This window comes from Mycobacterium seoulense (assembly GCF_010731595.1).
Classification (GTDB): domain Bacteria; phylum Actinomycetota; class Actinomycetes; order Mycobacteriales; family Mycobacteriaceae; genus Mycobacterium; species Mycobacterium seoulense.
In genome coordinates, this window is record NZ_AP022582.1 from 2,945,214 (window position 1) to 2,957,371 (window position 12,158).

The window sequence follows — 12,158 nt, forward strand, 5'->3', positions numbered from 1 at the left end:
TCCTTCAGCGCGCGGGTAACGGCGGTTGCGATTGCGTCGCCGAAGCCAGCGTACGGAACTGATCGGTGCTGCCGGCACCGGTTATCGCGATCTGGGTGGCCCCGGACGGGCCGGTGAGCCTGGTGGTCCACACCGGCTCGGCGTCCGCCCCGCTTTGGCCGGCGCCGTTGTAGACGACCCAGTTGGTCCCCGCGACGTCGACCGTTCCGGCCGGATACGCCGAGGCGTGGATCGAGCCCACCAGTTTGTCCTCGTCGGCGTTGCTCTGGGTCAGGCTCAGGTACATCCCCGTCGGGCTGATGTAGCCGACGACCGAGGTGGCCGCGTTCAGGCGTTGACCGGTCGAGGGGTCGGTGCGCCCGCCCTGGATACCGCCGCGGCTGCCGGAGTTGGCCTGCCAGCCCGCGGGCAGGTTGGGCAACCGGACGGGGAAGCCGACGGCCGCGGCATCGGCCCGCAGGGCCGTCGCGGCGTCGTAGGACGGGACCGCGCCCTGGTGGCTGCCGGGCTGGAACGAGCACATGCCCACCAGGCCCGCCAGCAGGATGCATCCGAGCACCAATGGCATCAGCGACCAGAACATGTCGCGGCCGTCCTGCAGCAACCGCGGTTTCGCGGGCTTGGGAACGGGGCCGGCCGCCGGGGCCGGCTCGCCCGTGACATGGGCGTCCGAGCTGGCATTCAGCGGCGGCTCTTCGGTCATCCCCCGAGTATCCCAGTTCCAGCAGACCGATCCGCTTCTGGGACAATCACCAACCATGACAGTTGAGGGCGACCACCCATCTGGACGGCCACGTGGTGAAGCCCCGGACCGCAACCTGGCCCTGGAGCTCGTCCGGGTCACCGAGGCCGGCGCCATGGCCGCCGGCCGGTGGGTGGGCCGCGGCGACAAGGAGGGCGGCGACGGCGCGGCCGTCGACGCGATGCGCGAGCTGGTCAACACGGTGTCGATGCGCGGTGTGGTGGTCATCGGCGAGGGCGAGAAGGACAACGCGCCGATGCTCTACAACGGCGAGGAGGTCGGCAACGGCGACGGCCCGGAGTGCGACTTCGCCGTCGACCCGATCGACGGCACCACGCTGATGAGCAAGGGCATGCCGAACGCGATCTCGGTGCTCGCGGTGGCCGAGCGCGGGGCGATGTTCGACCCGTCGGCCGTGTTCTACATGAACAAGATCGCCGTCGGGCCCGAGGCCGCCCACGTGCTGGACATCACCCAGCCGATCGCCGAAAACGTGCGCGCGGTCGCCAAGGCGAAGAACCTGTCGGTGCGGGACATGACGGTCTGCATCCTGGACCGGCCGCGGCACGCGCAGCTGATCGAGGACGTCCGGGCGACCGGGGCCCGCATCCGGTTGATCACCGACGGCGACGTCGCCGGGGCGATCTCGGCGTGTCGGTACCTGTCCGGCACCGACATGCTGGCCGGCATCGGCGGCACGCCCGAGGGCATCATCGCCGCCGCCGCCATCCGCTGCATGGGCGGCGCGATCCAGGCGCAGCTGTCCCCGAAGGACGACGAAGAGCGCCAGAAGGCCATCGACGCCGGCCACGACGTCGACCGGGTGCTGACCACCGAGGACCTGGTGTCGGGCGAGAACGTCTTCTTCTGCGCCACCGGGGTCACCAACGGCGACCTCCTCAAGGGCGTGCAGTACTACCCCGGCGGCTGCACCACGCAGTCCATCGTGATGCGGTCGAAGTCGGGCACCGTGCGCATGATCGAGGCCTATCACCGACTCTCGAAGCTCAACGAGTACTCCGCCATCGACTTCACCGGCGACAGCACCGCCGCCTATCCCCTGCCCTGACCGACACCAGCGAGGACTGCTACCTATGGCCGATAGCGCCGCCGATTCCGAATACCGCATCGAACACGACACCATGGGCGAGGTCCGGGTGCCCGCAAAGGCGTTGTGGCGGGCGCAAACCCAGCGTGCGGTGGAGAACTTCCCCATCTCGGGCCGCGGCCTGGAGCGCACCCAGATCCGCGCGCTGGGCCTGTTGAAGGGTGCCTGCGCGCAGGTCAACAAGGACCTGGGGCTGCTGGCGCCGGAGAAGGCCGACGCGATCATCGCCGCGGCCGCCGAGATCGCCGACGGCCTGCACGACGACCAGTTCCCCATCGACGTCTTCCAGACCGGGTCGGGCACCAGCTCCAACATGAACACCAACGAGGTGATCGCGAGCATCGCGGCCAAGGGCGGTGTCACGGTGCACCCCAACGACGACGTCAACATGTCCCAGTCGTCCAACGACACCTTCCCGACCGCCACCCACATCGCGGCGACCGAAGCCGCGGTGCGCCATCTGATCCCGGCGCTCGAGGTGCTGCATGACGCGCTGGCGAGCAAGGCCCGCGAATGGCACACGGTGGTCAAGTCGGGCCGCACCCATCTGATGGACGCCGTTCCGGTCACCCTCGGCCAGGAATTCAGCGGCTACGCCCGCCAGATCGAGGCAGGGATCGAGCGGGTGCGCGCCACGCTGCCGCGGCTGGGTGAGCTGGCGATCGGCGGCACCGCGGTCGGGACCGGCCTCAACGCCCCCGACGGCTTCGGCGCCAGGGTGGTGGAGACGTTGATCGCCTCCACCGGTCTGGTCGAATTGCGGACGGCCGCCAACTCTTTCGAGGCGCAGGCGGCGCGCGACGGACTGGTCGAGGCGTCCGGCGCGCTGCGCACCATCGCGGTGTCGTTGACCAAGATCGCCAACGACATCCGCTGGATGGGATCCGGCCCGCTGACGGGGCTGGCCGAGATCCAGCTGCCGGATCTGCAGCCGGGCAGCTCGATCATGCCGGGCAAGGTGAATCCCGTTCTTCCGGAAGCGGTTACGCAGGTCGCAGCGCAGGTGATCGGCAATGACGCCGCGGTCGCCGTCGGCGGTTTGAGTGGCGCCTTCGAGCTGAACGTGTACATCCCGATGATGGCCCGCAACGTCCTCGAGTCGTTCAAGCTGCTGACCAACGTGTCGCGGTTGTTCGCGGAGCGCTGCATCATCGGGCTGAAGGCCAACGTCGAGCACCTGCGGGAGCTGGCCGAATCGTCGCCGTCGATCGTGACGCCGCTGAACTCGGCGATCGGCTACGAGGAGGCTGCCGCGGTGGCCAAGCAGGCCCTCAAGGAGCGCAAGACGATTCGCCAGACAGTGATCGACCGTGGCCTGATCGGCGACAAGCTGTCGGAAGAAGAACTGGACCGCCGCTTGGACGTCTTGGCGATGGCCAAAGTCGAGCCGGAAGCGTAGGCGGGGTGATTTCGCGATGACGGCTCCTCCGGGCGGCCCGTACGACCAAGGCCCGTACGGCCAGGGGCCATACGGTAACCCCTATGGGCAGCAACCCTATTGGGGCGGCCAGCCCCAGGGCGGCCCGCAACCGTACCCGCCGACCGGTCCGCAACAGTACCCGCCGACCGGCCCCTACCCCTACCAACCCCCGGGGTATCCGCAAGCGGGACAGCAGTTCCCGCCCGGACCTTATCCGCCGGGGCCGCCTCCGGGAGGGCCCGGTTCGAAGTTGCCGTGGTTGATCATCGCGGGTCTGGTCGTCCTGGCCGTCATCGCGCTGGTGGCGACCCTGATGGTGATGCGCGGCGGCAGCCACGGCAAGTCCCCGACCGCCGCACCCTCATCGACCAGCAGCACGACCAGTCAGCCGAAGGGCCAGCAGACGGCCACCGATTGCACCCCGAACGTGTCCGGCGGTGAGATGCCCCGGTCCGCGTCTATCGCGGCCGGCAAGTTGTCGTTCCCGGCCAGCGCGGTGCCGCCCAACTGGACGGTGTACTCCGATGACCAGAGCCCGAACCTGATCGGCGCGGTGGGTGTCGCCCAGGAAGTGCCCGGGGCCAGCCAGTGGATGATGACGGCAGAGGTCGGCGTCACCAACTTCGTCGCCAGCATGGACGTCACCGCGCAGGCGTCGAAGTTGATGCAGTGCGTCGCCAGCGGGCCCGGCTATGCGAACGCCTCGCCCACGCTGGGCCCGACGAAGACATCCTCGATCACCGTCGACGGAACCAAGGCCGCCCGGGCCGACGCCGACGTCACGATCGCCGACCCCACCCGCAACGTCAAGGGCGACTCCGTCACCGTCATCGCCGTCGACACCAAGCCGGTCACCGTCTTCATCGGCAGCACGCCCATCGGTGACGCCGCGTCGGCGGGCATCATCGGCCAGATCATCGCCGCGCTGAAGGTCAACAAGTCCTGACGCGGCCCTCGCCGCGCTAGCCGGCCGGCGACGCCGGCGCCGACACGTGGGTGGCTTCGGACCGTCCCCGCAGGACGGTCGAATAGCATTCGGCCCAGTGCCTGCCCTCGGATTCGCCGGCCCGCTCGATGGCCGCCGCCGCGCACAGAATCCGCCGGTCGGCGGTCTTGGCGAGATCGGCCAGCCGCGCGGCCTCGTTGACGGGGTCGCCGATCACGGTGTACTCATAACGGTTTTCGGCGCCGATGTTGCCGGCGAAGACCCGGCCCGCCGAGACGCCGATGCCGAAATCGACCGGCAGTCGGCGCAATTGGGTGCCCAGGGCGCGGGCGGTCGCCAGCGCCGCCGACGCCGGTTCGCTGGTCGGCAGCGGCACCCCGAAGACGGCCAGCGCGGCGTCGCCGGCGAATTTGTTGATCAGCCCGTGGTGCTCGTCGACCGCTTTGACGACGATGCGAAAGAAATCGTTGAGCACTTCGGCCACCTCTTGCGGGGGACGGCTTTCCGCCAGTTGCGTCGAGCCCACCAGGTCGATGTAGAGGACCGCCGCCTCGACCACGTCGCCCGACAGCGATGCGCCCTCTTTGATGGCGCGCTGGGCGACGTCGGTTCCGACGTGGCGCCCGAACAGGTCGCGCAACCGGTCCCGCTCGGCCAGCCCGGCCACCATGCGGTTGAAACCCGTTTGCAGGCGCCCTATTTGCGAGCGCTCATACGCCCCGACGTAGGTTGCGATGCGGCCGTGTTCGACCTCCGCCATGGCGTCGACGACCTCACCCAGCGGGTCGGAGATGGATCGCGACGTCAAGATCATGGTCGGCAGCCCGAGCACCAGCGCCGCCAGCGACACCACCAGGATGGGCACATCCAGCGACGCGGACTTGTCGATCAGCCATCCGTACGAGCGAAGCACGACAAGTGTCGCGATCACCCCGATCGGGAAGGCGCTGCACAGAAACCACAGCAGGACCAGACGCGCGTACACGCCGGGCACGGCCAGCCGCGGCTCGCACCCGAGCGTGGCGGCGCGCATGATGGGCCGCAGGACGCGCTGCGCCAGCAGCATCGCGGTGCCCGCGGCCGCCGGCCCACCCAGCAGCGCGCCGAGCGCGATGGGCAACAGCACCTGCGCCCCGCCGCCGATATTCAGCAGCATGAAGATGCCGCCGCTGATGGCCCATGCCCCGAACAGGATGACCGACTGGCGCCCGGGTAGCTTCAGCGCGACTTCCCGCTGCGCCTGGTCGGGTTCGGCGCCGGACGCGTACCACCGCAGCGTCGGGGCGATGCTCAGCATGCCGGCCGCCGCGACGCCGGTGATGCCCAAGAGAACGAGCGCCGCCACCGCCGCCGAGTTGGTCTGCGCGAAGTCGGTGTTGGCCCCGACGGAGGTGTGGCCGCGCAGCGGGATCAAGATGGCGGCCGCCTCGATGACGGCCAACACGTACGACAGCGCGAGGTCGGATCCGTATTCAATCGCCAACCGGCGGGCGGACTTTCGTTGCCCCGCCGGCGCTCGCGGGCGCCACTTCCCGAGCAGGATAGCCGCGCGCGCCCGCAAGCTCGTGCTAGGCACCGTTGTTCGGCCCGCCGGAGTTCTGGCCCGGGATGTCGGTGATCGGCAAGTTGGGCATCGGCTTGGGCGAGGACGTGTTGGGCAGCGGCGGGATGTCGCCGGGCGGGATGTCGTGGAGTGCGTTGGCGGGTGGCCCGTTCTCGCGGCTGCCGTAGCTGCTGCCCGGCGCCCGCGGCCCAAGCAGTTCGCTGACCGTCACCATCCGGTAGCCGTTGGCCTTGAGCACCGGCATGAACTGGTAGATCAGGTCGACGGTGCTCGAGTAGGTGTCATGGAAGAGCACCACCGAACCCGGCTTGACGTAGGTCATCAGCATGTACCGCGTCGCGGCCGTGTTCGAGTCGTTCGCCCAGTCGAAAGGTATGACATCCCAAAGGATTTCGGCGAGCCCGAACTTGGCCGCGGTCTGCCGGACCGCGTCGGTGGACAGTCCGCCCGCGGGGCGATACAGCGTAGGCGTCCGCCCGGTGGCGGCGGCGATCGCGTCGTTGGCCTTGGCGAACTGGGGGGCGATGTCCTCGGGCGGGATCGTCGCCATGTTGGGGTGCTCCCAGGTGTGGCTGCCGATCTCCATCCCCGCGTCGGCCACCTGCCTGGCTCCCGCGGGGTTGGCCGCCACCTTGTTGCCGATTTCGAAGAACGTCGCCTTGGCGTCGTTGTCCTTCAGGATCTGCAGCAACCGCGCATCGAAGGGGCTGGGCCCGTCGTCGAACGTCAGCGCCACGCACTTGACCACCGAGCAGCTCAGGTTGTCGGCGCGCGTCACGTGACCGGTCAGCCCGCCGATCACCAACACGGCCGCGGCCGCGACGACACCGACGACCATGCGCCAGTAGCGCCAGGACTGGTTGTCGGGTCTTTTGGGCACGCTGGCAGTTTATCGGAGGTCTGGCCTGCCGAAATGCGCCGTCACTGCGGGCCGGCGATCTCCTCGAGCATTTCGGTGACCAGCGCGGCGATCGGCGACCGCTCACTGCGCAACAGGGTGATGTGGGCGAACAGCGGGTGGCCCTTGAGCTTCTCGATCACCGCGGCGACCCCGTCGTGCCGCCCGACCCGCAGGTTGTCGCGCTGGGCGATGTCGTGCGTCAGCACCACCCGCGACCCGGCGCCCAGCCTGGAGAGCACCGTCAGCAACACGTTGCGCTCCAGGGACTGGGCCTCGTCGACGATGACGAAGGAGTCATGCAGCGACCGGCCCCGGATGTGGGTCAGCGGAAGTACCTCGAGCATGCCCCGGGAGAGCACCTCCTCCAGCACGGCCGGGCTGGCCAGGCCCTCGAGCGTGTCGAAGACCGCCTGCGCCCAGGGCCCCATCTTTTCGCTCTCGCTGCCGGGCAGGTAGCCCAGCTCCTGGCCGCCGACGGCGTACAGCGGGCGGAAGACCACCACCTTGCGCTGGGTCCGCCGTTCCAGGACGGCCTCCAGGCCCGCGCACAACGCCAGCGCCGACTTGCCGGTGCCGGCTTTGCCGCCCAGCGAGACGATGCCCACCGACTCGTCGAGCAGCAGGTCGAGCGCCACCCGCTGCTCGGCGGAACGGCCCCGCAGGCCGAACGCCTCGCGGTCGCCGCGAACCAGCTGTACGCGCTTGTCCGCGTTGACCCGGCCCAGCGCATGCGAGCTACCACCGAGCAGCCGGATACCGGTGTGGCAGGGCAGGTCTCGGGCTTCGGCCAGATCGATCTCGCCCTCGGCGAACAGCGCGTCGATGTCCTCGGTGGCCGTCTCGATCTCGCGCATCCCCGACCACCCGGAGGCCACCACATCTTGCGCGTGATACTCGTCGGCGGCCAGCCCGACCGCGGCGGCCTTGACACGAAGCGGAATGTCCTTGCTGACCAACGTGACTCGCTTGCCCTCGGCGGCGAGGTTGGCGGCGCAGCTCAAGATCCGGCAGTCGTTGTTGTCGCTGCGGAAGCCGGCGGGCAGCACCGCGGGGTCCGTGTGGTTGAGCTCGACGTGAAGCGTACCGCCTTGTGCCCCAACCGGAATGGGCTGATCGAGGCGTCCGTGCACCAGCCGGAGATCGTCGAACAGACGCAACGCCTGACGGGCGAACCACCCCAGCTCGTGATGATGCCGTTTGGCCTCCAGTTCGCTGATCACCACCAGCGGAACCACCACCTCGTGCTCGGCGAACCGGCTGCACGCCCACGGGTCGGACAGCAGCACGGAGGTGTCGATCACGTAGGTCCGGATTTCGGTCACGTAGCGCTCCTCGAGCGGGATGAGCCCGCGCGGACCCGCACAGGCATGTCGGCGGGAACTGCGACACCAGGACCGGGGCCGGTCCTTCCGTTGTGGTGACGGGAGGTGCCGCCCTGGCAGCAGAGCATGACGCTGACCATCGAGATCGACGCTACTCTCGTCGCCGCTTCGCAGCAGCGCAGGCGCGCCGACGACCGAGCGCCGGGCGCAGATCGGCCTAGCCGATGACGAACTGCTTGAGGGCGGGCTCGTCGGCCACGCCCCATGCGGTGATGCGATCCGAGATCGCCTGCCGCAACTGCTGTTGGTCGAAGATGCCCGCGTCGGCGACGTTGCGCAGCTTGTCCCGATAGGAATCGATGTCGGCGCCGGGCACCTGCAGGTCGGCCGCGCGCGCCGCGATCGCCGCGATCGTCTCGTCGCGGGTGTATTCGAGGCAGTGCTCGACCAGGTTGGAGAAGAACAGTTCGTGGCGGCGCTCGTCGCGCGCGATCCGGTCGATGAGGCCGGCCAAGATGGGCTCCTCGAGCTTGGCCGCCAGGTTCTCGCAGAAGACGGCGTGCGTGCGCTCGGTGAACGCCATGTACACCAGGGTCTCGACCTGCGTGTAGGTGTCGGCGCGGTAACCCTTCATGACGTACTGGACCCGGGCCTCCTCGTTGGCGGTCGGGTCGACCTCGCGGGTCACCACCAGGTACTCACGCAGCGCGATGGCGTGCAGGTGCTCCTCCGCGGTCCAGCGGCCCAGCCAGCGGCCCCACCAGTCTTCGAGGATGAAGTGCTCGACGAGCTCGCGGTGATGCCCGGCCAGGTTGTCCTTGAGTAGCAGCAGGATCTCGCAGGCGTCCGTGTACTCCCGGGGCAGCGTCGCGTCGGACGGCTCCCAGTCCCGTCCGCCGAGGAACGCGAAGTTCTCGCCCCGGTCGAACGGCACGAAGTCGTGAGCGAACCAGAGTTCCTCGGTGTTCAGGTGACGGTCCATGTTGGCTTCGCACACCGGCTCGAGTTCCAGGGTCAGCGCGTTAGCGACAGGTTTCTGTGCCATGCGGTTACTGTAACTCGCGTACACAGGTTCGTGAAAATCGCTGCGCCCGTGTCGCGGCAATTGGTGACTTTGGTCCCTACACCGGTCCTCGCCGCAGCTAGCGGTCGACCAGCGTCCACTCCTCGAGACCGTCGTACAGCGGAAAATCGCGGGCCAGCCGCGTCACCCGCTGCCGCAGGGCGGACAGGTCCGCCGCGGCCCCCGCCGCCAGCGCGGTGGCGATGACGTCGGCGACCTCGGTGAACTCCGCATCCCCGAAACCGCGGGTCGCCAGCGCCGGCGTCCCCACCCGCAGGCCGGAGGTCACCATCGGCGGGCGCGGGTCGTTGGGGACCGCGTTGCGGTTGACCGTGATGCCGATCTCGTGCAGCAGGTCCTCGGCGGCCTTCCCGTCCAGCGGGGAGTCGCGCAGGTCCACCAGCACCAGGTGCACGTCGGTGCCGCCGCTGACCACCGACACACCGGCCTCGGCCACGTCGGGGGCGGTCAGCCGGTCGGCGATGATCCGCGCGCCGGACAGGGTGCGCTGCTGCCGGTCGGCGAACTCGGGGGTGCCGGCGATCTTGAGTGCGACGGCCTTGCCCGCGACGACGTGCATCAGCGGGCCGCCCTGCTGGCCGGGGAAGACCGCGGAGTTGATGGACTTGGCGTACTCCTGCTTGCCCAGGATCAGGCCGGAACGCGGCCCGCCGAGCGTTTTGTGCACGGTCGTGGACACCACGTCCGCGTGCGGCACCGGCGAGGGGTGCAGCCCGGCGGCGACCAGGCCCGCGAAGTGCGCCATGTCCACCCACAGCTTGGCGCCGACCTCGTCGGCGATCGACCGGAACGCCGCGAAGTCCAGGATCCGCGGGTAGGCCGACCACCCGGCGATGATGACCTGCGGGCGGAACTCGAGGGCCTTGGCCCGCACGGCGTCCATGTCCACCAGATGCGTCGTGGGATCGACACCGTAGAAGCCGGTCTCGTAGAGCTTGCCGGAGAAGTTCAGCTTCATCCCGTGGGTGAGGTGCCCGCCGTTGGCGAGGTCGAGGCCCAGCAGCCGCTCCCCCGGCGTCATCAGCGCGTGCAGCACGGCGGCGTTGGCCTGCGCGCCCGAATGCGGCTGCACGTTGGCGAAGTCGGCGCCGAAGAGCGCCTTCGCCCGGTCCCGCGCGATGTTCTCGACGACGTCGACGTACTCGCAGCCGCCGTAGTAGCGCCGGCCGGGCAGGCCCTCGGCGTACTTGTTGGTGAGCACGCTGCCCTGGGCCTGCAGCACCGAGCGCGGCACGAAGTTCTCCGAGGCGATCATCTCCAGGGTGTCGCGCTGACGGCCCAGCTCCTTGCCGAGCAGCTCGGCGATGTCGGGGTCGACGTCCGCGAGCGGGGCGGACATCACGGACGTGGAGGGGCGGGCGTCGGGTGCAGCAGTCACGGGCGCCAGTCTATCCAGCGAGGGTTTAGCCAGCCCAGCCGTCGGGCGCGCGTCCGCCCCTGCGACACTTGCACCATGCCGCGGCTTAGCGAGCCGAGCCCCTATGTGGAGTTCGACCGAAAGCAATGGCGCGCGCTTCGCATGTCGACGCCGCTGGCCCTCACCGAAGAGGAACTGGTTGGCCTGCGCGGTCTCGGCGAGCAGATCGACCTGCTCGAAGTCGAAGAGGTCTACCTGCCGCTGGCCCGGCTGATCCACCTGCAGGTCGCCGCCCGCCAGCGGTTGTTCGCCGCCACCGCGGAGTTCCTCGGCGAGCCGCAGCAGAATCCGGACCGGCCGGTGCCGTTCGTGATCGGCGTCGCCGGCAGCGTCGCGGTCGGCAAATCAACCACCGCCCGCGTGCTGCAGGCGCTGCTGGCCCGGTGGGATCCCCACCCCCGGGTGGACCTCGTGACCACCGACGGCTTCCTGTACCCGAACGCCGAACTCGATCGGCGAAACCTCATGCACCGCAAGGGTTTTCCGGAAAGCTATAACCGCCGGGCGCTGATGCGGTTCGTGACGTCGGTCAAATCCGGCGCCGATTACGCCTGCGCGCCGGTCTACTCGCACCTGAAATACGACATCATCCCCGGCGCCAAGCACGTCGTCCGCCATCCCGACATCTTGATCCTGGAGGGCCTCAACGTATTGCAGACCGGCCCGACGCTGATGGTGTCGGACCTGTTCGACTTCTCGCTGTACGTGGACGCCCGGATCGAAGACATCGAGCAGTGGTACGTGTCCCGGTTCCTGTCGCTGCGTGGCACGGCCTTCGCCGACCCCGAATCGCACTTCCACCACTACTCGGCCCTGGGCGACACCAAGGCCGTCGCCGCCGCGAAGGAGATCTGGCGGTCCATCAACCGGCCCAACCTCGTCGAGAACATCCTGCCGACCCGCCCCCGGGCCACCCTGGTGCTGCGCAAGGACGCCGATCATTCCATCAACCGGCTCCGGCTGCGCAAGCTCTAAGCGGTGGGCGCGGCGGTCACGCCGTCTCGAGGCGACGCACCCCGAGGTACTGCAGCGCGGCGAACGCCGCGGTGTAGACGCCGCCGGCCAGCGTGGCGGCAATCCCGGTCACGGACAGCGGCAGCGCTTCGGCGGCCACGATCGCTCCCAGCGTGAACACGACATTGGCCACGACGACGCCGATGCCGACGCGGCGCAGGTTCGGGGCCGCCGCGAGCATGAACACGGCCAGGCCGCCGAGCACGAAGAAGGCGCCGAGGCTGTACTCCTGCAGCGAGGTCAGGCCCGTCAGCGACGAAAGCGGGTCGGCGAGAAAAGCGATGGCCAGACCGCAGAGCCCCGTTAACGTGGCGTCGGCTCGCATGGCGAAACGCAGCAGCGAGTCGGTCGCGTCGTACAGGGGTCGGGTAGCCAGACCGGGTGCGCCAGATGCAGACATCATGTGATTACTCCTCGCGATGGCGAATTGGGTCGAACATCAGCGTGCTGCCCGTGCACTGCCATATCGACTTGTGGCACTGCCAACTACTGCCACGCAAACAAAGACCAGGTTGTGGGCCCGGCTATTCCCTTACGGGGCCGCGAATCGGAATTGTTATTCGACAGACGCCAGTCTGGCGTTCAACTGCCCCACCAGTCACAGGATGCGAAGGCCACGTCGGCGTGCGTGCGGGCCGAC

11 protein-coding genes are annotated in these 12,158 nt (G+C 69.0%); 4 read left to right on the forward strand and 7 right to left on the reverse strand.

Going from position 1 to position 12,158, the window contains the following annotated elements; genetic code table 11:
* Positions 1-4 precede the first annotated feature (4 nt).
* Positions 5-703, reverse strand: coding sequence for a DUF4245 domain-containing protein (locus G6N37_RS13420; protein ID WP_174813828.1), 699 nt, complete (start codon positions 701-703; stop codon positions 5-7).
* Between the two features lie 55 nt (positions 704-758).
* Here G6N37_RS13420 and glpX point away from each other — a divergent pair, with 55 nt between their 5' ends.
* Genes glpX through G6N37_RS13435 form a run of 3 tightly spaced genes read left to right on the forward strand, consistent with a single transcriptional unit; the run spans position 759 to position 4,216 of the window.
* Positions 759-1,811, forward strand: a complete 1,053-nt coding sequence (glpX, locus tag G6N37_RS13425) for a class II fructose-bisphosphatase (RefSeq protein WP_163681063.1) — start codon at positions 759-761, stop codon at positions 1,809-1,811.
* A 25-nt stretch (positions 1,812-1,836) separates the two neighbouring features.
* Positions 1,837-3,249: a class II fumarate hydratase gene (locus G6N37_RS13430; RefSeq protein ID WP_163681066.1), complete on the forward strand. Its 1,413-nt coding sequence runs from the start codon at positions 1,837-1,839 to the stop codon at positions 3,247-3,249.
* 16 nt (positions 3,250-3,265) lie between these two features.
* Positions 3,266-4,216: a hypothetical protein gene (locus G6N37_RS13435; RefSeq protein WP_163681071.1), complete on the forward strand. Its 951-nt coding sequence runs from the start codon at positions 3,266-3,268 to the stop codon at positions 4,214-4,216.
* Positions 4,217-4,232: 16 nt separating this feature from the next.
* Here the strand turns inward: G6N37_RS13435 and G6N37_RS13440 are convergent, their stop codons facing one another.
* From G6N37_RS13440 to glyA, 5 genes are all read right to left on the reverse strand, one after another.
* Positions 4,233-5,699: an adenylate/guanylate cyclase domain-containing protein gene (locus G6N37_RS13440; RefSeq protein WP_174813829.1), complete on the reverse strand. Its 1,467-nt coding sequence runs from the start codon at positions 5,697-5,699 to the stop codon at positions 4,233-4,235.
* Positions 5,700-5,784: 85 nt separating this feature from the next.
* On the reverse strand, positions 5,785-6,660 hold the full coding sequence (locus G6N37_RS13445) for a polysaccharide deacetylase family protein (RefSeq protein WP_163681075.1): 876 nt from the start codon (positions 6,658-6,660) through the stop codon (positions 5,785-5,787).
* A gap of 41 nt (positions 6,661-6,701) precedes the next feature.
* Positions 6,702-8,003 (reverse strand): PhoH family protein, encoded by a 1,302-nt coding sequence (locus G6N37_RS13450; RefSeq protein WP_055404939.1) that lies wholly within the window; start codon positions 8,001-8,003, stop codon positions 6,702-6,704.
* A 217-nt stretch (positions 8,004-8,220) separates the two neighbouring features.
* The gene (locus G6N37_RS13455; RefSeq protein WP_163681078.1) at positions 8,221-9,048 is read right to left on the reverse strand and encodes an acyl-ACP desaturase; all 828 of its coding nucleotides are present in this window, start codon (positions 9,046-9,048) and stop codon (positions 8,221-8,223) included.
* Between the two features lie 97 nt (positions 9,049-9,145).
* On the reverse strand, positions 9,146-10,426 hold the full coding sequence (glyA, locus tag G6N37_RS13460) for a serine hydroxymethyltransferase (protein ID WP_163685021.1): 1,281 nt from the start codon (positions 10,424-10,426) through the stop codon (positions 9,146-9,148).
* Between the two features lie 114 nt (positions 10,427-10,540).
* On the opposite strand from glyA, the gene coaA reads away from it, so the two are divergent.
* Positions 10,541-11,479, forward strand: a complete 939-nt coding sequence (coaA, locus tag G6N37_RS13465) for a type I pantothenate kinase (protein WP_066915136.1) — start codon at positions 10,541-10,543, stop codon at positions 11,477-11,479.
* Between the two features lie 16 nt (positions 11,480-11,495).
* Here coaA and G6N37_RS13470 read toward each other — a convergent pair whose 3' ends face one another.
* Positions 11,496-11,921: a hypothetical protein gene (locus G6N37_RS13470; protein WP_163681081.1), complete on the reverse strand. Its 426-nt coding sequence runs from the start codon at positions 11,919-11,921 to the stop codon at positions 11,496-11,498.
* Positions 11,922-12,158: the final 237 nt, after the last annotated feature.

What these genes read in the sequence shown, in the direction of transcription:
- G6N37_RS13420 (WP_174813828.1), bottom strand. Translation starts at nt 703, where the DNA reads ATGACCGAAGAGCCGCCGCTGAATGCCAGCTCGGACGCCCATGTCACG.
- glpX (WP_163681063.1), top strand. Translation starts at nt 759, where the DNA reads ATGACAGTTGAGGGCGACCACCCATCTGGACGGCCACGTGGTGAAGCC.
- G6N37_RS13430 (WP_163681066.1), top strand. Translation starts at nt 1,837, where the DNA reads ATGGCCGATAGCGCCGCCGATTCCGAATACCGCATCGAACACGACACC.
- G6N37_RS13435 (WP_163681071.1), top strand. Translation starts at nt 3,266, where the DNA reads ATGACGGCTCCTCCGGGCGGCCCGTACGACCAAGGCCCGTACGGCCAG.
- G6N37_RS13455 (WP_163681078.1), bottom strand. Translation starts at nt 9,048, where the DNA reads ATGGCACAGAAACCTGTCGCTAACGCGCTGACCCTGGAACTCGAGCCG.
- glyA (WP_163685021.1), bottom strand. Translation starts at nt 10,426, where the DNA reads ATGTCCGCCCCGCTCGCGGACGTCGACCCCGACATCGCCGAGCTGCTC.
- coaA (WP_066915136.1), top strand. Translation starts at nt 10,541, where the DNA reads ATGCCGCGGCTTAGCGAGCCGAGCCCCTATGTGGAGTTCGACCGAAAG.
- G6N37_RS13470 (WP_163681081.1), bottom strand. Translation starts at nt 11,921, where the DNA reads ATGATGTCTGCATCTGGCGCACCCGGTCTGGCTACCCGACCCCTGTAC.